Source organism: Rhodococcus sovatensis (assembly GCF_037327425.1).
Lineage (GTDB): Bacteria > Actinomycetota > Actinomycetes > Mycobacteriales > Mycobacteriaceae > Rhodococcoides > Rhodococcoides sovatense.
Genome location: NZ_CP147846.1, coordinates 2,108,781 through 2,127,953 on the forward strand (window position 1 = coordinate 2,108,781; position 19,173 = coordinate 2,127,953).

Below are 19,173 nucleotides of genomic sequence, written 5' to 3' on the forward strand. Positions count from 1 at the left end.
TCGATTCGGCTGATCTAAATACCTGCTTGCGAGTGCTGAGAATGGCAGGAGCCCTCGACAAGAATCATCCAGATTCGATTGTCGTCCAACGCGCCTCGGGCCAGCTGTTCAAGGACCTCAAACGATCACGGCGGATCGCAGCACGAAACGCTAAGTCCGAAGCGGATCGAGCAGTCGTGGAGTCGACCGCAACAGGTTCACCCAATCGGATCGACGACGAGACCGCTGGTCTGTCGCTGACGACGCGAACATCGGGTGAGTATGCCGGAACGCTGATTCGCGCAAGGCCCTGCTACATCTGCAAGCAGCGCTACACACTCGTCGATGCGTTCTACCACCAACTGTGCCCCGACTGCGCAGAACTGAATCGCAGCAAGCGTGATGCCCGAACGGACTTGTCGGGTCGACGGGCCCTGCTCACCGGAGGCCGCGCGAAAATCGGAATGTACATAGCTCTTCGGCTACTACGTGACGGTGCACACACGACCATCACGACGCGCTTCCCTGGCGACGCGATCCGCAGATTCTCCGCCATGGACGACAGCGATACCTGGTTGCACCGTCTACGAATCGTCGGCATCGACCTACGCGACCCGGCGCAGGTCGTGGCCCTCGCGGACTCCGTCGCAGCCGAGGGACCGCTCGACATCCTCATCAACAACGCTGCGCAAACGGTGAAGCGCTCCCCCGGGTCCTACAGCGCGTTGATCGATGCCGAATCCGAAGCACTGCCGTCGGGTGCTCGGCCCGATGTCATCACGTTCGGCAAGACCAGCGAAGCACATCCAGCATCGCTCGCGAGTTCCCTGCCCCATTCCGACACCGGCGCAGTCTCAGGCGATGCTCTGTCGGCGGAGGCAGTGAGTTCCCTTGCACTGCTTGCAGGTTCGGCAACTGCAGAAAGGATCGAGAAGGGAATCGCGATCGATGCGGGCGGGCTGGTCCCGGACCTCGCCGATACGAACAGCTGGATTCACACCGTCGAGCAGGTCGATCCCGTGGAACTACTCGAAGTGCAACTGTGCAACTCGGTCGCGCCGTTCATTCTCGTGTCCAGGCTCCGCGCCGCAATGGAAGCGTCGCCCGCAAGACGCAAGTACGTCGTCAACGTCTCTGCGATGGAAGGCCAGTTCAGCCGCGCGTACAAGGGGCCCGGACATCCGCACACAAACATGGCGAAGGCAGCACTGAACATGCTGACCCGCACGAGTGCGAAGGAGATGCTGGAGAGCGGCATTCTGATGAGCGCGGTCGATACCGGGTGGATCACCGACGAGCGTCCGCATCCGACGAAGATGCGGCTCGCAGGCGAGGGATTCCACGCTCCCCTCGACCTGGTGGACGGTGCTGCGCGTGTCTACGACCCCATCGTGCAGGGCGAACTCGGCGTCGACGTCCACGGTCAATTCCTCAAGGACTTCTCCCCGTCACCCTGGTAACCCCATGGCACGGCGTTTGCCCTGCAATACTGCCGGATATACCTTCATTTCTTCGGGTGACCGTCGGGGAAAGAAACGGTGGGGCAGAGATGGGCGACGACGTCGAACAGCGGAAGTTCTCTCGGCAGGACAGGCACCAGTTCAGGCAGAAGGTGCAGGACTGCCTGGACGCACTCGCGATCATGCTGGCGGACGAGACGTTCGAGATCGGCGAGCCCAAGATCGGGATGGAAGTCGAACTCAACCTCGTCGACGAGAAGATGGCACCGTCGATGGCGAATGCGAAGGTGCTCGACGCCATCGCCGATCCCGACTATCAAACCGAACTCGGACAGTTCAACATCGAGATCAACGTCGCGCCGCGGCCTCTGCGAGGTACCAGCGTTCGAGAGCTCGAGGACGACCTGCGGCGCTCCCTGAACGCTGCAGACTCACGCGCACGCGAGTCCGGCAGTCGCCTGGCAATGATCGGAATGCTCCCTACGCTGTCCGAAGAGCACTTCGAACACCGGTGGCTGTCGGCCAACCCACGCTATGGCCTCCTGAACCAGCAGATATTCGCCGCTCGCGGCGAAGACATCGAACTTCAGATCAGCGGTGTCGCTCTGCCGGGCGCCGAGGCAGCCGAGGAACTGTCGACGATCACCGACACCATTCTCCCGGAGGCCGCGTGCACCTCGGTGCAGCTCCATCTGCAGGTGGCTCCGGACGAGTTCTCCTCGTATTGGAATGCGGCACAGGCACTTGCCGGCGTGCAAGTAGCCCTCGCCGCGAACTCACCGTTTTTCGCCGGCCGTGCCCTCTGGCACGAAACACGGATTCCGCTGTTCGAACAAGCGACGGACACCAGGCCTCAAGAACTCAAGAATCAGGGCGTCCGGCCTCGGGTGTGGTTCGGCGAACGATGGATCACGTCGATCTTCGACCTGTTCGAGGAGAACTCCCGCTACTTCCCGGCACTCCTTCCCGTGTGCAGCGACGAGGATCCGAAAGCTGTTCTCGCCGAGGGTGGTACGCCCGATCTGTCGGAGCTGAGGATGCACAACGGGACGGTCTACCGATGGAATCGGCCGATCTACGACCGCTCCGGTGGCAGCCATCATCTACGGCTGGAGAACCGAGTGCTCCCCGCCGGTCCTTCGATCATCGACACCCTTGCCGACGCTGCGTTCTACTACGGCACGGTCCGCACCCTCGCCGATGCCGACCGTCCGCTGTGGACCCAGATGTCCTACGACGCAGCCGTCGAGAACCTTCACTCTGCGGCCCGTTCCGGCTTCGGCTCTCGACTCTACTGGCCGGAGGTGGGCTGGGTGAGCCCCCAGGAGCTGGTGCTCCGCCGGTTGCTCCCGATGGCCGACGCCGGGCTCGCCGCATACGGCGTCGACAGCTCGGTGCGAGATCGGTACCTGGGTGTGATCGAAGGCCGTTGCCTGAGCAAGAGATCCGGCTCGGTGTGGCAACGCGATGCCGTCGTCGCCCGGGAACGCGCAGGAGACGACCGCGAGTCCGCATTGGCAGGCATGCTGTCCGACTACCTCACGCTGATGCACGAGGGCAGACCAGTGCACACGTGGTCGTTCTGAGGCATACGATTCGGTCATGCTCTATCGAGTGCTCGCGGACGTGACGATGGTGCTTCACCTGGCATTCATCGGCTACGTCGTCGTAGGTGGATTCGTTGCGTGGCGGTGGCCACGCACGATCTGGCTGCACGCCTGTGCGGCCGCGTGGGGTTTCGCGTCGATCGTCGTCGGTATCGACTGCCCGCTGACCTCACTGGAGAACTGGGCGCGCCAGCATGCAGGCGGGGCAACACTCCCGTCGACCGGTTTCATCGACTACTACCTCACCGGGGTGATCTACCCCGACAGCGCGCTCGCCGCAGTGCGACTCACTGCAGCCTGCGCTGTCCTGCTTTCCTGGGCCGGATTTTTCGTGATCCGATCGCGCTCACGCTCGGCTCTTCGACTCACGAAGTGATACGCGTTAGTGTCCGTACATGACTTCGACCGATCCGACCGACAGCACTTCTACGCAACGTGACTACGACATCGTGGTGTACGGCGCCACCGGATTTGTCGGTCGTCTCACTGCCGCGTACTTGGCCGAACATGCGCCCGCGAACACGAAAGTCGCTCTCGCCGGTCGTTCGCTGACGCGGCTCGAGGCCGTCAGAAAGTCTCTACCAGCCAGTGCCGCGCAGTGGCCGCTCGTCGAGGCCGACGCAAACGACATCGACTCACTCCGTGCACTGGCCGTCAGCACGCGCGTCGTGATCACCACTGTCGGACCGTACGCGAAGTACGGCTTACCGCTGACCACGGTGTGTGCGGAATCCGGCACCGACTACGTCGACCTCACCGGTGAGGTGCTCTTCGCCAGAAAGAGCATCGACGCCAACCACGAGATCGCTCGGCGCACCGGTGCCAGAATCATCCACTCGTGCGGTTTCGATTCGATTCCGTCGGATATCGGGGTGCACGTACTGTACTCCGCTGTCACCGACGCTGGAGCGGGCGAACTCACCGACACCACACTCGTCGTCAGCGCGATGCGCGGCGGGGTGAGCGGCGGCACCATCGATTCGCTGCGAACCCAGATCGACGAGGTCAAGAAGGACGGCAAACTGCGCCGCCTCGCAGCACGTCCCTACTCCTTGAGTCCCGATCGGTCACTCGAACCGGACCTGGGCCGTCAGTCCGACGTCGTACTTGTCAACGGCAAGGACATCGCGCCAGGCGTACGCGGCTGGAAGGCGCCGTTCGTCATGGCGTCGTACAACACACGCGTCGTCAGGCGTAGCAATGCGCTGCGAGAATGGGCCTACGGCAAGGAATTTCGCTATCGGGAAGTGATGTCCGTCGGTTCGTCGATTGCATCGCCCGTCTTCGCCGGTGCTGTGTCAGCGGGCCTCGGCGCGTTGGTAGTCGGCATGACCGTACTGCCGAAGAAGATTCTCGATCGCGTGCTGCCCAAGCCTGGAGAGGGGCCGAGTCCCAAAGCGCAGGACAGTGGGCACTTCACCATGGACCTGTACACGACTACGACCTCGGGTGCCCACTACCGATCGCGAGTGAAGGCTACCGGGGATCCCGGGTACAAGGCCACGTCGGTGATGCTCGGCGAATCCGCGCTCGCATTGGTGCACAACCGAAGTGAGTTGCCCGACGCGGCAGGCGTTCTCACCCCGGCGACCGGGATCGGTGATGCCTTGGTGACTCGGCTCCGCGACGCCGGTTTCGAGATCTGGGCGAAGAAAGCTTGACCGACACCCCCGTTTCGGTCCCCCTGATCGTCGACGTCGACACCGGAATCGACGATTCACTCGCGCTGCTCTACCTTCTGGCCAGTCCAGAGGCCGAGATCGTGTCGATCGCGTCCACCGCAGGCAACGTTCCGGTGAACCAGGTTGCCGCCAACAACCTGGCGTGGCTCGATTTGTGCCGGGCCGTCGATATCGAGGTCACCCTTGGCGCGCAAGCGCCACTCGTCGCTCCGCTGATGACCACCGAGGACACACACGGGCCACAAGGTATCGGGTACGCCGAACTCCCGCGCTCGGCCCGCGTGGTGTCCGAACGCGATGCGGCCACCGCATGGGTGGAGTTGGCGCGCGAACGGCCGGGTGAGCTCACTGGGCTCGTGACCGGACCGCTGACGAATCTGGCGACGGCAATTCGCGTCGAGCCAGAGCTACCGCAGCTGCTGAAGCGACTGGTGGTGATGGGTGGCGCGTTCCAGCATCCAGGAAACACGACGCCGACCAGCGAATGGAATGTTGCCGTTGATCCGGAAGCAGCATCGGAGGTGTTCGCGGCATTCTCGGGCCTTCCACAGGACCGGCTACCGATCATCTGCCCACTCGACATCACCGAAACCATCGAAATGACTCCCGCGCACGTCGCGCGGCTCGCTGCTCGGGCCGGCAGCACTCCCGCCGAGGTCGTGGCGGCGACCGATTCGTCGACGACGAGATCGACCGCATCCAATCCGCTCGTCCGCCACTTTTCCGATGCCGTGCGGTTCTACATGGAGTTCCATCGCGACCACGACCAGGGATTCCTCGCACACATGCACGATCCGTTCGCCGCCGCCGTCGCACTGAACCCGGGTATCGCGACCGTCCGTCCGGCGACGGTGGACGTCGAACTGGACGGAACGTTGACTCGTGGAACGACGGTGGCGGACTGGCGCGGGATGTGGGGGCGCCCCCAGAACTCGGTGGTCGCAACCACAACCGATCCCGCGGCGTTCTTCGACGACCTGATCGAACGGGTCGGAGCGCTCGCGTCCCGCCTCTACTGAGACTCCCCTACGCCCCGTCCAACGCACTATGCCCCATCGAACGCATCGAGCAGTTCCTGAGCTCCCAGTGCAGCGGTCAGCGAACCGTCGCGGACACGGAGTTCTACGCTCGATCGGATGGCTTTCACGGCAGGGTTCTGTGCGAGTCGGCGTAGCAGCTGATCGTTGACCATCGTCCACGTCCAGTCGACCTGTTGCGTACGACGCTTCTCGGCGAACTCGCCTGCATCGGTCAGCACTTGCCGATGTCTGAGCACAGTGTCCCAGAACTCGTCCATCCCGGTCTTTTCCAGCGCACTCATCGTCAGAACCGGAGGTTGCCAGATCGCATAGTGTGGATAGATCATGCGGAGTGCACCGGCGAGTTCGCGCGCTGCACTTTTCGCCTCCACTGCATGTTTGCCGTCGGCCTTGTTCACCGCGACCAGATCTGCGAGTTCGAGTACGCCCTTCTTGATGCCCTGTAGCTGATCGCCCGTGCGCGCCAGCGTGAGAAACGCAAAGCAGTCCACCATGTTCGCAACAGTCACCTCGGACTGCCCGACACCGACCGTCTCGACGAGAATGACGTCGAATCCCGCCGCCTCGAGTAGCACGATCGTCTCGCGCGTCGCCCGAGCAACTCCCCCAAGTGTGCCCGACGTAGGCGAAGGGCGAATGTACGCGTTCTTCTGGACGGCCAAATTCGCCATACGCGTCTTGTCGCCCAGGATCGATCCACCGGTACGGGTAGAGGAGGGGTCGACCGCCAACACCGCGACTTTGTGTCCCTTGTCGATCAGGTACATGCCGAGTGCGTCGATGAACGTCGACTTGCCGACGCCTGGAACGCCGGTGATTCCGACACGGTGCGACCCACCGGCCTTCGGCAGCAACTGCAACAGCAGTTGCTGCGCCAGATCACGGTGGTCGGTACGACTCGACTCGACCAGAGTGATTGCGCGGGCCAATCCTGATCTCTCGTTGGCCAACACGGACGCAGCCACGGCGTCGATGTCGATGTTCCGACCTGCTGGCTTCTTCGGATCAGTCATTCTTTACGCGGATGCCTCGTGGGTGTCCGTACTCGGACGGTGTCCGAGTTGCTCCGACAACTTCTCGACCAGCCCTATAGCTGCGTCGGCGATGACTGTTCCCGGGGGGAAGATCGCTGCGGCACCTGCCTCGTACAGCTCGTCGAAGTCCCCCGGCGGGATGACGCCGCCGACGACGATCATGATGTCGGGTCGATCCACGGCTGCGAGCGCCTCACGCAGTGCGGGAACCAGGGTCAGGTGACCGGCTGCCAACGAGGAGACGCCTACGACGTGGACGTCGTTGTCCGCTGCCTGACGGGCGACCTCCTCCGGCGTCTGGAACAACGGGCCGACGTCGACGTCGAATCCAATGTCCGCGAACGCGGTCGCGATGACTTTCTGACCACGGTCGTGACCGTCCTGGCCCATTTTGCAGACGAGTACGCGTGGGCGTCGTCCTTCGTCTTCGGCGAACTGCTCGACCAACTCGGTCGCTCGGGTCAGGTTCTTCGCTTTGCCTGCTTCGTCGCGGTACACACCACTGATTGTCCGGATCTCGGCCTGGTGGCGCCCGTACACCTTCTCCAGTGCGTCGGAAATCTCCCCGACGGTGGCCATCTTGCGCGCAGCGTCGATCGCAAGATGGAGCAGGTTGTTCTCCATGCCGGACTCGGTCGACGCGGCCGCGCGGGTCAGGTTTGCCAGAGCTGCCTCGACTGCATCGGTGTCGCGTTCCGCCCGCAACCGTTCCAGCTTCTCGATCTGCTCGCGGCGCACCTTGGAGTTCTCGACCTTGAGCACTTCGATGGTGTCGGGCTCATCGGGCACGTACTTGTTGACGCCGACGAGTGGCTGCCGCCCCGAGTCGATACGTGCCTGGGTACGCGCGGCAGCTTCCTCGATGCGGAGTTTGGGAATCCCCTCCCCGATCGCTTGAGCCATGCCGCCGGCTGCCTCGACCTCTTCGATGTGCGCCCGGGCGCGATTGGCCAGCTGATGGGTAAGCCACTCCACGTAGTGCGATCCGCCCCACGGATCGATCGGCCGGACCGTGTTCGATTCCTGCTGGATCAGCAACTGCGTGTTGCGCGCGATGCGCGCGGAGAAGTCGGTCGGCAGTGCAAGCGCTTCGTCGAGCGCGTTGGTGTGCAATGACTGCGTATGTCCCTGAGTTGCCGCCATCGCTTCGACGCACGTTCGAGCGACGTTGTTGAACACGTCCTGCGCTGTCAGCGACCAGCCCGATGTCTGTGAATGCGTTCGCAAGGAAAGCGACTTCGCACTTTTCGGGTCGAACTTCTGTACCAGCTCGGACCAGAGAAGACGACCGGCGCGAAGCTTGGCCACCTCCATGAAGAAGTTCATCCCGATCGCCCAGAAGAACGACAGGCGCGGAGCGAACGTGTCGATGTCCATCCCGGCGTCGAGGCCGGCGCGGATGTACTCCACACCGTCCGCGAGGGTGTATGCCAGCTCCAGATCGGCTGTCGCTCCGGCTTCCTGGATGTGGTAGCCCGAAATCGAGATCGAGTTGTACTTGGGCATCTCGGCGCTGGTGTACGCGAAGATGTCGGAGATGATCCGCATCGAGGGTTTCGGCGGATAGATGTAGGTGTTGCGCACCATGAACTCTTTGAGGATGTCGTTCTGAATTGTCCCAGCCAGCTTCTCGGGACCGACACCCTGCTCCTGAGCGGCGGCGACGTACAGAGCCAGAATCGGCAGCACCGCCCCGTTCATCGTCATCGACACCGACACACTGCCCAAATCGATACCGTCGAACAGCTGCCGCATGTCGTAGATGGAATCGATGGCGACACCGGCCATTCCGACGTCACCCTGTACACGCGGATGATCGGAGTCGTAGCCGCGGTGCGTCGCGAGGTCGAACGCGACCGACAGGCCCTTCTGCCCGGCGGCGAGATTTCGTCGGTAGAACGCATTGGACTCGGCCGCGGTCGAGAATCCGGCGTACTGCCGGATCGTCCACGGCTGGTTGACGTACATCGTCGGATACGGTCCGCGTACGAACGGCGGAGTGCCCGGGTAACTGTCGAGTGGGTAGCCTTCTGCCTCGGCGCTGTCGCGGTCCGCCTTGGTGAAGACCGGCTTGACGTCGATGCCTTCCGGCGTCGACCAGACCACCTGCTCGGTGGTGTAGTTGTTCGACGCCGCGCCCGCCTCTATATGGGCGGAAACGTCCGCTTCGGTCGGTCCCGTCGGCATCGGGGTGTGCGGATCCTTCAGTGGCACATCTGCGAAACTGCCGATGATGTGTGACGTCCGGGAGTCATGAGTAGTCATCGTCAGGCTCCAAGGGATTCGAGAAGATCGGTCAGGACGGCAACGGCGTCGACTTGGGCGGTCAGGAAATCGTCGGGTCGCTCGGGGCCTACGACATCGGCGAGGACCTTGTCGGACCCGGCGAGGAGGACTCGCTCGATTCCGGCTTGGCGTAGCGCAACAACCGCGGCTCCCGCTTCGGCCGCATACCGCTTGTCGGTTCCACACAGGACAGCGATTCGCGCGCCCGAGGTGGTGACGGCGCCCGCAATGGTCTCGGCGGTCAACGGACCCGGGTTTTCGGTGTGAATACCGCCGGAAGCAAGGAGATTGGCCGCGAAGGTCGTACGGACGTTGTGCTCGGCTACCGAACCGATAGGCGCAAGCAGTACCAACGGCCTGACGTCGTGCTCTGAGAGATATGCATCGGACCTGTCCCGCAGCGCCTCGAATGCCGCGCCGTACCGGTGCACGACGGAACTCGTAGTGCTGGCAGGCAGGGGCGCCTCGGCGAGATTCGGGAATTCGTTCACACCGGTGAGAGGTGTTCGCCGGTGCGCTATGTCCGAATCGCGTGCCGTTTTCACTTCGTTGATCGAGGCAGCGAGCGACCCCGAGTCCAGCGCGGCCAGGTATCCACCGTCGGCCTCGATCTTCTGGGTGAACTTCCATGCCGTCTCGGCCAATTCGTCCGTGAGTTGCTCGATGTACCACGATCCGGCGCCGGGATCGAGTACGCGCCCCAAATGCGATTCCTCGAGCAACAGCAGCTGCGTGTTCCGGGCGATTCGCGCCGAGAACGTCTTCGACACACCCGCGGCACCACCGTCGAGGGCCACGTCGAACGGAAGGACGGTGACTGCATCGGCTCCACCGATGCCCGCACCGAATGCCGCGAGCGTGGTGCGAAGCATGTTCACCCATGGATCACGTTGCGCCATCATCGCTTCCGACGTGACCGCATGCTGCGGTGCACCTCCGAAGGTCGGCGATCCGACCACTTGGGCCACCCGCGCCCACACCATGCGCGCTGCACGGAACTTGGCGATCGTCTGAAACTGATCATCGGTTGCAGCGAACCGAAATTCGAGCTGGCTCAGGGCCTGACCGGCCGTCGCTCCGGCCGAGGTCAAAGCGCGGAGGTATTCCAACCCTGCCGCGACTGCTGCACCGATTTCCTGTGTGTCACTCGCACCCGCATTGTGGAAGGCCGTGCCGTCGACAGTGATCGCACGCACCCGTTCGGTTCGTTCGATCGACTGACGCGCCAGTGCGACGACGGCGTCCAACGAAGGTGCCCCGCGACCGGAGAATTTCGATGTCAACGTTGCCGCACCGAGCCGGACGTCGATGGCGGAGCGGTCCGCGCCTTCGACGGCGTCGAGCGCTTCCAGCAGGGCATCGGCAGCGTCGACCGTATCCGTCCCGGCGTCGAGGACGATCGGTACGAGGTCGAACAGAACCCCACTCAGTGCGCGCTGGATATTACCGACTGGAAGGTCGGATTCGCCGATGCAGAGCCAGAGAGCGCTGACGCCGTTGTTCAATCCGTCGAGGATCGACTGATTGACCGCCTCGGGGTCGGACTGTCCGGCGCCGAATCGCGCACTGACCTTCCAACCTGCGTTCACGTCACGTGCGGCATCGCGGCCGCGGACGTACGGAAACGCGCCGGGCAGTGGAGCCTCGGGGTGTTCGTCTCGTGTGCCGTAGAGCGGGTGGATGGTGACCCCGTCGTACGTAATGGTGTCGAGCAAATGCTCGGGATCGCTCGGGAGATCCTCGATGTCGACTCTTCGCGACTTCGCGAGAACCCCGGCGACCGCCTTCTGCCACGTTGCATATGCGCTTCGTGCGGCGTCCTCTTGTGAAGCATCTTCTTGTGAAGCAACGGACACGGTGAATGCTCCCTCGACTCAATCGACTTTCGGTCGATCGACAAATTGCGACTTCTGTGATGTTAACCGCGATTGCTTCGACACTATCGTGAGGATCACCTCACGTTTGCATAGGAGGTGGTTTCGTGGCGTTCGCCACTCGGGTGCTCACCGGTAGTGTCGGTGGTTGTGATGAGGCGCTTTCGGGATCCACGGCTGATCGGCCTCGTCGCACTCCTCGTAACCCTCGCACTCGTGGGAGTGCTCGCGCCACATCCGTCGATCGAGCAGATGCGCGAATGGTCCCATTCGATCGGTCCGGCGTTTCCGCTCGCGTTCTTCGCGGTACACGCAATTGCGACCGTAGCCCCGATTCCCCGCACACTGTTCACCCTGGCGGCGGGCGTGCTGTTCGGTCCGGTTACCGGCCTCGCTGTGACCGTCGGCGCCTCGACCGTCAGTGCTGTGTTGGCTCTGGTGATGGTTCGTGTCGTCGGAAGAGAGTGGTTCGCGACAAGAATGACCCACCCCGCCGCTCGGATGATCGACGACAGTCTCGCGAGGCGAGGGTGGCTGGCAGTGGGGTCACTGCGTCTTATTGCCCCCGTTCCGTTCTCGGTCGTGAACTACTGCTGTGGAGTGTCGTCCATTCGTGTCACGCCGTTCGCGGTTGCGACGGCGGTCGGCGTCGTGCCCGGAACCGTGGGAATCGTCGTCCTCGGCGATGCCCTGGGAGGAAATGCGGATCCGTTGATGCTCGCGCTGTCCGGTTCGTGCATAGCCGTCGGCATTATCGGATTGGTGATCGATTGGCGGATCTCGACCGCACGGCGCGAACGACCGGGTCAGCCTCCGAAGCTTGATCTTGAAAAGTCAAGCCATAAGACTTGAAATCACCCTATCAACGCAATAGCCTTGTCAGATGTTCGTGATGACCGTCGACCAGCGGCGAAGCCGACGTGATGTCGATCGTGTGGAGTCGCTGCTCGACTCGATGCACAACGTTCCACTACTACGGCCGTTCGACAGAACCGCAGGTGACGAGGTTCAAGCGGTGGTCGAAGGGACCAGTGCGGGCGCCTGCACTGTGATCGATATCGCACTGACACTGGTTCGACTCCGAACCTGGAGTGTAGGAATCGGGATCGGAGCGGTCGAAGAGCCGCTGCCGAAAACCACCCGAGCAGGACGCGGCGCGGCGTTCGAGGCGGCACGCGAGGCGGTCACGCGCGCCAAGAACGCGCCGGGTGGCGTCGCAATCAACACGGCCGATGCAGATCGCGCGAGTCGATGTCGCGACGCCGAAACCGCGCTTGCACTCGTTGCGATTCTCATCACCGATCGCACGGAACAGGGACACGAGGCGGTTGACCTGATGGCCGCCGGCCTTACCCAGACACAAGCAGCCGAACGTCTGGGAATCAGTAAGCAGGCGATGTCTCAAAGACTGTCGGTGGCGAGGTGGAGCATCGAGGCGGACGGAAGACAACTGGCCACACACCTCCTCGCCGACGTCGGTGTCGGCACACCGAAATCGGAGAACCCATGACAGTAGCCACCCTCGTACTGCTCGCACTCGCCGCAGCTCTGTCGGTTCTGCCGTCCCGGCCACCGCTCCCACACTGGACCACCGCACTCGCGTCGGCGACGCTGCTGGGCATCGCCGCAGTCACGGGACTGCAAGCCGACCGTGTACACGGCGTCGCCATGGCGGCGACCTACGTCGTGACCGTAATCGCCGCCGCGGCAGGAGGGTCGGCGATCGTGACGGCTGTCTTCCGCCTCGCCCGCCGAAACGGAACGCCCGAACCCGACGGCAGTGCCGGCCCCCTTCACGGCGGTCGAACAATCGGCGTATTGGAGCGGACTGCTGTGGCAGCATCGATCCTCGCTGGATGGCCTGAGGGCATTGCAATCGTGCTGGCCGTCAAAGGCCTGGCCCGCTACCCCGAGCTACGCGCCGCCGAAACGCACACTGTGCCCACACATCCTGCCGCCACCTCGGCTTCCGAACAATTCATCATCGGAACGTTCACCAGCGTCGTGTGGGCAGCGGCAGTGTGCGGTGTCGGATACGCCTTGGTGAGCTGAAGTACGCCTACCGCTCCGGCTCCGTCTCGAAGGCAGGTGCAGGCGATGGTCCGCCCAGCTGCCCTAGATCGGACCCTTTCGTCAGACTGGGGTCGGGAGCCAGCGAAGTGTCGACCGGAGTTCTGGCAACTGCCTCGGCAGCCGCGACTGCCTCGGCCACCGCTGGATCGGTCTTGGTTTCGAACCATTCGGCGATCTCTTCGGAATCGTCGACAGATACGGAGTCGTTGCCGGTGTTCGCGCTCGGCTCGAAACGGAAGACGCCGTCTTCGCCCGGTGCACCCAGCGTCTTGGCGAAGCCCTTCAGCGCATCACCGAAGTCACTGGGAATCATCCAAACCTTGTTGGCATCACCTTGTGCCATCTGCGGAAGCGTCTGCATGTACTGGTACGCAAGCAGTTCCGGCGTCGGCTTACCGTTCTTGATCGCCGCGAATACCTTTTCGATCGCCTTTGCCTGGCCCTGGGCCTGAAGGTATTTTGCTGCTCGGTCGCCTTCTGCGCGAAGGATGCGCGACTGGCGCTCGCCCTCGGCAGTCAGGATGGCAGCCTGCTTGCCGCCCTCGGCTGCGAGGATTCGGCTCTGCTTGTCGCCCTCGGCAGTCTTGATCGCGGACTCACGATGGCCCTCGGCAGTCAGAATGGTGGCCCGCTTCTCACGGTCGGCCTTCATCTGCTTTTCCATCGACTCCTGGATCGACGGCGGTGGATCGATGCTCTTCAATTCGACCCGCGCAACGCGCAGGCCCCATCGTCCCGTCGCTTCGTCGAGGACGACCCGCAGCTGCCCGTTGATCGAGTCGCGTGATGTCAGCGTCTCTTCGAGCGTCATGCCGCCGACAACGTTGCGAAGTGTCGTGGTGGTCAGCTGCTCTACGCCCACGATGTAGTTGTTGATCTCGTACACCGCGGATTGAGGATTGGTCACCTGGAAATACACGACGGTATCGATCGAGACCGTCAAGTTGTCCTTGGTGATCACAGGCTGCGGAGGGAAGGAGACGACCCGCTCACGAAGGTCGACCTTGGCCCTGATCCGGTCGACGAATGGAACGAGAAAAGTGAGCTGCCCGGACACGGTCCGGACGTACCGGCCGAGTCTCTCGATCACTGCGGCCTCGGCCTGCGGGACTATCGACACGGACTTGGCCACGAGAACGACCACGAGAAGAACGATTACGCCGAGAACGATCAGTGCTGCCATAAAACTACGGTCCCCTCCACACGACGGCTGTAGCGCCGTCTATTTCCATCACGGTCACGGTGGTTCCCGGCGCATATACCTCGGATTCGTCGAGGGGACGTGCAGTCCACACCTCGCCGCCGAGCTTGACCTGACCCTCATTCGCTGCAACCTGTTCCAGCACAACAGCACTCTTGCCCGTCAACGCAGCGGCATTGGTCGCGAGCGCAGGCGGAGATGCGAAGCGCCGCAACAGAATCGGCCTTACACCCAGAACAAGGACGAGTGAGACGAGTCCGAATACGATGGCGTCCGCCCACACCGGGAAGTCCGTGATGGCGGAGATACCGGCTGTTGCCAATGCACCACCGGCGAGCATGAGCAAGAAGAAATCTCCCGTCAGCGCTTCGGCTGCCGCGAGTGCAATTCCTGCAATGAGCCAGATGATCGCCGCCACAATGTCCATCTAACCAGAAATCGGACACTGGACGGTGGATCTCACTCCGTCACGAAATCGACCAGCTGTTCGACCGCGCCGATCAACGGTGCCTTCAGATCCCGGAAGCTCGAGACCGACGAATACACATGCCGCCACCCTTCCTTCGGGGTACCCCAACCGAGCTCACGACAGATACCCGTCTTCCAGTCCTGTCCACGGGGGATCTTCGGCCACGCGGCGATGCCGACTGCCCCCGGCCGCACTGCTTCCCATACATCGACGTACGGATGTCCCGTGACCAGAACATGTGGCCCGAGAGACGTCGTGAGCTTGGATTCCTTCGATCCCGTCACCAGGTGGTCGACGAGTACACCTACCCGACGGTTCGGCCCCGGTTCGAATTCCGCGAGGCGCCCACCCAGATTGTCGAGACCTTCCAGATGTTCTACGACGACACCTTCTACGCGCAGGTCGTGCCCCCATACTCGTTCCACCAGCGCCGCGTCGTGAACGCCCTCCACCCAGATCCGACTCGCGCGGGCCGTACGAGCCCGCAACCCATCCACCTTGGTGGATCCGGATGCAGATCGAGTGGCACCTTTCGGCTTGGGCGCTGCCACAGCACGTTCGAGTGTGACCCGCTTGCCGTCGATGAGAAATGCAGCTTCTCGAAGCGCGAAGAGCCGGGTGGTTCGAGCCGCATCCTCCAACCTGACGAAGTCGCCGTCATAGGTCCTTTCGAACCCGACGACCGCACCGCAGAAACCACTACCTGCATCCTCGACAACAAGGCCGCGCTCCGCGGGGACCCGAGGTGCAGGGACCTTCCGCATTCGACTGTGCCCAGAAAGAATGTCTCCGCCGTACATATCCGCCACGGGCGACGACTTTAGCGACCCCCGTGACCGAGCACACCGCGCCACGCCGACCTAAACTCAGGAGTCGTGAGTTCTCCAAGCGCAAGCCTCGCCCTGTGGGCCAGTTCGTGGCTGGCGGGCGTCAGCGCGCCCGACGACGTCATCGACGCCATGGCCGACTGGGCTCCGATGCACCTCCTCGTCGCGGCCGACGAAGCGAGTGCTCAGCTCACCGGTCTGTCCTGGCCGAGCCCACGAGCAGACGGCGTCGCGTCGGTATTGACGGCAATCCGCGCGCAGATCCCGAGCCCGAGCTCCGACGCCGTCATCGAACTTCTTCTGCCCGGGCCGGGGGCTGTCGAGAATCTCCCTCCGAGCACCGGATTCGCGCGTGCTGCACTGAACGCCGGCCAGGCCGTAGTGGTCGGCCTCGCAGGCACCGACGGGCTCGCCTTCGTACCCACCGTCGAGGGCCCCGATGTGATGCGCTGGACTGTGTTCACAGTCGACGTACTCAGCCACTACGTACACGACTTCTCGCTCGGTGAGGCTGAATTCGCCATGCGTGATGCCGTTCGGGGTGCGGCAGACGCACTCGGATCGATGCAGTCTCTGCCCACGAGAAGCACCGGGGGCGACGCCCGCACCCGGATCGCGAACGAGTTGTCTGAGCTGATGCGCCATCGTTACCCGGTAGATGTCCCTGAACGAGCGCTGCGAGTCCTGGAGTCAGCCGACCGTGTCTCGGCGATTCTCTCCGTCGCACGGACGTTCGCGCCGACCGAGGCGCCCACAGCGGCGGCAGCAATGGCTCGCGAAGAGCTGATCAGGCCACTGTGGGCAGCGGTGCGTTCGGCGCGGTTGAGTGCCGTCGCCGCAGGGATCGCATCGAGCGTGCCCCGCACCTAGTTTCGGGTCGGCCGAACTGGCTGTTCACAGCACCCGAGCGCACACCGCTGGCCGTTGAGCGTCTCGCCGTAGCTCGGAACCGAACCGATACCCCGCGCCGCGGCGCCTGCGACGTGCTCACGTACCAATTCGACCACCATTTTCGCGAACCGTTCATCGGTACCGGGGGTCGAGGCCCGCGCAAATGCCATCCGACGTTCCTTTGCCTTCTCCTCGGCCTCGGTATCGAGATCCCATACGACCTCGAGATGGTCGGACACGAAGCCGATCGGACACACGACCACCGCATCTACGCCCTTGTCCGCAAGCGCATCGAGATGATCGCAGATGTCCGGCTCGAGCCACGGCACCTGCGGCGGTCCGGACCGCGACTGCCACACGAGGTCGTACTCGTCGATCCCCGCAGCGGCTGCTGCGAGTGCGGACGCGTCGGCGACCTGGCGGCTGTAGAGGTGACCGCCGTCGGCAGGCGGGCCGGCGTTCGCATCGGCCGCGTCGGGGATCGAATGAGCAGTGAACACCAGACGAGCCCCTGCCCTTCGCTCGGCGGGAAGCTCGTCGAGTGCCGCGGTGATGGCGTCGGCGAACGCTGCAACCATCAGCGGGTGGTCGTAGTACTGGCGAATCTTCACAAGATCCGGTGCGCTCGAACCCACGGACTCACGGGCACGAGCTAGATCCTCGTGGTACTGGCGGCAGCCCGAGTATCCGCCCCACGCAGAGGTGGGAAACACGAGCGCACGTTCGACGCCATTCGCAGCCATATCAGCGACGGTGTCCTCGACCATGGGGTGCCAATTTCGGTTGCCGAAATAGACAGGCAGGTCGATTCCGGCAGAAGCCAATTCGGCTTCGACTGCAGCGATGATGTCGCGATTGAGTGCATTGATCGGTGAGACTCCCCCGAAATGCATGTAGTGCTCCACGACTGCGTCGAGTCGCTCGGGTGGCACACCGCGCCCGCGCGTGACGTTCTCGAGAAACGGCCTGACGTGTGCGGGTTCTTCGGGGCCACCGAACGAGAGAACCAGTAGAGCGTCGAAATCTGTGGACGTCGTCATGCTTCCATTGTGCGCTCGGCTGTCGGGAGTCCTTCACGCACATCGGCCCGGATGGACGAGTACTGCCGTCCATCCGGGCCGATCTTGGCGCCGAGCGCGGAAACTACATGTTGTCGGGAAGGTACGTGTTGTGACTCGCACCGCCGTCCACGTAAATGATCGAACCCGTGGTGCCGGGCAGCCAATCGGACAACAGCGCAACGATCGACTTGGCTACCACGGTCGGATCGTCGTAGTTCCAGCCGATCGGCGATGCGCCGTCCCAATACTCGTTGAGCTGCTGCATCTTCTGCGCGTCACCGGTAGCCGTACCTGCGATGGCTTTCGCTGCGAGCGTCCGGATCGGTCCAGCAGCAACAAGATTCGAGCGAATACGCTTCGCCTCTCCGACCTCGCGGGCAACGTAGCGGTTGACCGATTCCAACGCAGCCTTGGCCACGCCCATCCAGTTGTAGTACGGCATCGCGGTGCGAGGATCGAAGTCCATACCGACGATCGATCCACCCTCGTTCATGACGGGTAGCACAGCGCGGGCGAGCGAGGCGTAGCTCCACGCCGAGATTTCGAACGCACGTGCAGCATCGGGGCCGGGGCCCTCGAGGAAAGGCTTAGCGCCTGGTCCCATCAGCGTGCGCGGCGCGAAAGCAATGGAGTGCAGCACTCCGTCGACGCCCTCAGGCGCAAGTTCACGCACACGGTCAGCGAGCGCTGCGAGGTGCTCCTCGTTGGTGGCATCCAGCTCGATCGCCGGGGGAACCGGCTGCGGCAGGCGCTGTGCGATCCGATCGATCAACCGCAGCCGATCGAAGCCGGTGATGATGACCTTCGCACCTTGGTTCTGGGCCATCGCGGCCGCGTGGAATGCGATCGATGCATCGGTGATGATGCCGGTCACGAGAATTGTCTTACCTTCGAGCAGTCCGCCCATGTGCATTCCTTAACGATCGAATAGAAACGAGAAAATCTTGACGATGAATCAGTGGCCCATGCCGAGTCCGCCATCGACCGGGATTACTGCGCCGGAAACATAGGACGCATCCTCGGAAGCCAGCCAACTGACGACACCTGCCACTTCTTCGGTCTTGCCTTTGCGAGAAAGAGGGATAGCACTGACGGCCAATTCCTGGTACTTCTCGTCGAGCGCTTGAGTCATCTCTGTGTCGATGAAGCCGGGTGCCACAACGTTTGCCGTGATGGACCGCGAACCGAGCTCACGCGTCAGCGATCGCGCGAGACCGATGACGCCTGCCTTGGAGGCGGCGTAGTTCGCTTGGCCCGGCGTTCCCATGAGACCAACTGCGGAGCCGAGGAAGATGAAGCGACCGTAGCGGGCGCGCAGCATCGAGCGACTTGCTCGCTTGGCCACGCGGAACGCACCGGTCAAGTTTGCATCGATGACCTTCGAGAACTGGTCCTCGCTCATTCGCATGATGAGTGTGTCGTCGGTGATTCCCGCATTCGACACCAGCACCTCGACAGGGCCGTGCTTCTCTTCCACCTCTTTGAACGCCTTGTCCACGGAGTCCGAGTCCGTCACGTCGCAGACAACCCCGAACAACCCGTCCGGCACTCCCGAACCACGATGGGTGACGGCAACTTTGTGGCCGTCCGCGGCGAGACGCTGTGCGATGGACAGACCGATGCCTCGGTTACCTCCGGTGACGAGTACCGATCGGGCGATGAAGTCGGGTTTGGACATGCCTGCAACCT

At 63.1% G+C, this 19,173-nt stretch carries 18 protein-coding genes; 9 read left to right on the top strand and 9 right to left on the bottom strand.

Annotated features, from left to right (window positions below; translation table 11 throughout):
* Window positions 1-41: 41 nt before the first annotated feature.
* From WDS16_RS09770 to WDS16_RS09790, 5 genes are all read left to right on the top strand, one after another.
* Window positions 42-1,439 (top strand): SDR family NAD(P)-dependent oxidoreductase, encoded by a 1,398-nt coding sequence (locus WDS16_RS09770; RefSeq protein ID WP_338893320.1) that lies wholly within the window; start codon window positions 42-44, stop codon window positions 1,437-1,439.
* A gap of 89 nt (window positions 1,440-1,528) precedes the next feature.
* Complete coding sequence (locus WDS16_RS09775) at window positions 1,529-3,025, top strand: glutamate-cysteine ligase family protein (protein WP_338892354.1); 1,497 nt, start codon at window positions 1,529-1,531, stop codon at window positions 3,023-3,025.
* Between the two features lie 16 nt (window positions 3,026-3,041).
* Complete coding sequence (locus WDS16_RS09780) at window positions 3,042-3,422, top strand: DUF2784 domain-containing protein (RefSeq protein WP_338892356.1); 381 nt, start codon at window positions 3,042-3,044, stop codon at window positions 3,420-3,422.
* A gap of 19 nt (window positions 3,423-3,441) precedes the next feature.
* The gene (locus WDS16_RS09785; protein WP_338892358.1) at window positions 3,442-4,707 is read left to right on the top strand and encodes a saccharopine dehydrogenase family protein; all 1,266 of its coding nucleotides are present in this window, start codon (window positions 3,442-3,444) and stop codon (window positions 4,705-4,707) included.
* Entirely contained in the window at window positions 4,704-5,747 is a 1,044-nt protein-coding gene (locus WDS16_RS09790; protein WP_338892360.1) for a nucleoside hydrolase, read from the top strand. Before WDS16_RS09785 ends, WDS16_RS09790 begins: the two co-directional genes overlap by 4 nt.
* Window positions 5,748-5,773: 26 nt before the next feature.
* Here the strand turns inward: WDS16_RS09790 and meaB are convergent, their stop codons facing one another.
* From meaB to WDS16_RS09805, 3 genes are read right to left on the bottom strand one after another with little or no spacing between them, the layout of a single operon-like run.
* Window positions 5,774-6,781 (bottom strand): methylmalonyl Co-A mutase-associated GTPase MeaB, encoded by a 1,008-nt coding sequence (meaB, locus tag WDS16_RS09795; protein ID WP_338892362.1) that lies wholly within the window; start codon window positions 6,779-6,781, stop codon window positions 5,774-5,776.
* A 3-nt stretch (window positions 6,782-6,784) separates the two neighbouring features.
* Complete coding sequence (gene scpA, locus WDS16_RS09800) at window positions 6,785-9,067, bottom strand: methylmalonyl-CoA mutase (protein ID WP_338892364.1); 2,283 nt, start codon at window positions 9,065-9,067, stop codon at window positions 6,785-6,787.
* Window positions 9,068-9,069: 2 nt separating this feature from the next.
* Window positions 9,070-10,944, bottom strand: coding sequence for a methylmalonyl-CoA mutase family protein (locus tag WDS16_RS09805; RefSeq protein ID WP_338892366.1), 1,875 nt, complete (start codon window positions 10,942-10,944; stop codon window positions 9,070-9,072).
* Window positions 10,945-11,115: 171 nt separating this feature from the next.
* On the opposite strand from WDS16_RS09805, the gene WDS16_RS09810 reads away from it, so the two are divergent.
* Genes WDS16_RS09810 through WDS16_RS09820 form a run of 3 tightly spaced genes read left to right on the top strand, consistent with a single transcriptional unit; the run spans window position 11,116 to window position 13,014 of the window.
* Window positions 11,116-11,814 (top strand): TVP38/TMEM64 family protein, encoded by a 699-nt coding sequence (locus WDS16_RS09810; RefSeq protein ID WP_422395772.1) that lies wholly within the window; start codon window positions 11,116-11,118, stop codon window positions 11,812-11,814.
* Between the two features lie 31 nt (window positions 11,815-11,845).
* Entirely contained in the window at window positions 11,846-12,472 is a 627-nt protein-coding gene (locus WDS16_RS09815; protein ID WP_338892369.1) for a hypothetical protein, read from the top strand.
* Complete coding sequence (locus WDS16_RS09820; RefSeq protein ID WP_338892370.1) at window positions 12,469-13,014, top strand: hypothetical protein; 546 nt, start codon at window positions 12,469-12,471, stop codon at window positions 13,012-13,014. Before WDS16_RS09815 ends, WDS16_RS09820 begins: the two co-directional genes overlap by 4 nt.
* 7 nt (window positions 13,015-13,021) lie before the next feature.
* Here WDS16_RS09820 and WDS16_RS09825 read toward each other — a convergent pair whose 3' ends face one another.
* From WDS16_RS09825 to WDS16_RS09835, 3 genes are read right to left on the bottom strand one after another with little or no spacing between them, the layout of a single operon-like run.
* Entirely contained in the window at window positions 13,022-14,218 is a 1,197-nt protein-coding gene (locus tag WDS16_RS09825) for an SPFH domain-containing protein (RefSeq protein WP_338892371.1), read from the bottom strand.
* A 4-nt stretch (window positions 14,219-14,222) separates the two neighbouring features.
* Window positions 14,223-14,654, bottom strand: coding sequence for an NfeD family protein (locus tag WDS16_RS09830; RefSeq protein ID WP_338893321.1), 432 nt, complete (start codon window positions 14,652-14,654; stop codon window positions 14,223-14,225).
* A gap of 41 nt (window positions 14,655-14,695) precedes the next feature.
* Window positions 14,696-15,505 (bottom strand): DUF3097 domain-containing protein, encoded by an 810-nt coding sequence (locus tag WDS16_RS09835; protein WP_338893322.1) that lies wholly within the window; start codon window positions 15,503-15,505, stop codon window positions 14,696-14,698.
* A gap of 75 nt (window positions 15,506-15,580) precedes the next feature.
* Between WDS16_RS09835 and WDS16_RS09840 the strand changes: the two genes are divergently transcribed.
* Window positions 15,581-16,402 (top strand): hypothetical protein, encoded by an 822-nt coding sequence (locus WDS16_RS09840; RefSeq protein ID WP_338892372.1) that lies wholly within the window; start codon window positions 15,581-15,583, stop codon window positions 16,400-16,402.
* Here WDS16_RS09840 and WDS16_RS09845 read toward each other — a convergent pair.
* The 3 genes from WDS16_RS09845 to fabG1 all read right to left on the bottom strand — a co-directional run bounded on the left by WDS16_RS09845 (window position 16,399) and on the right by fabG1 (window position 19,162).
* Window positions 16,399-17,463, bottom strand: coding sequence for a ferrochelatase (locus WDS16_RS09845; RefSeq protein WP_338892373.1), 1,065 nt, complete (start codon window positions 17,461-17,463; stop codon window positions 16,399-16,401). The two genes, WDS16_RS09840 and WDS16_RS09845, sit on opposite strands and share 4 nt — an antisense overlap.
* Before the next feature lie 103 nt (window positions 17,464-17,566).
* Complete coding sequence (gene inhA / locus WDS16_RS09850) at window positions 17,567-18,391, bottom strand: NADH-dependent enoyl-ACP reductase InhA (protein ID WP_068368688.1); 825 nt, start codon at window positions 18,389-18,391, stop codon at window positions 17,567-17,569.
* A 48-nt stretch (window positions 18,392-18,439) separates the two neighbouring features.
* Window positions 18,440-19,162 carry a 3-oxoacyl-ACP reductase FabG1 gene (gene fabG1 / locus WDS16_RS09855; RefSeq protein WP_338892375.1) on the bottom strand — a complete coding sequence of 241 codons (723 nt, stop codon included), beginning with the start codon at window positions 19,160-19,162 and terminating at the stop codon, window positions 18,440-18,442.
* Window positions 19,163-19,173 lie beyond the last annotated feature (11 nt).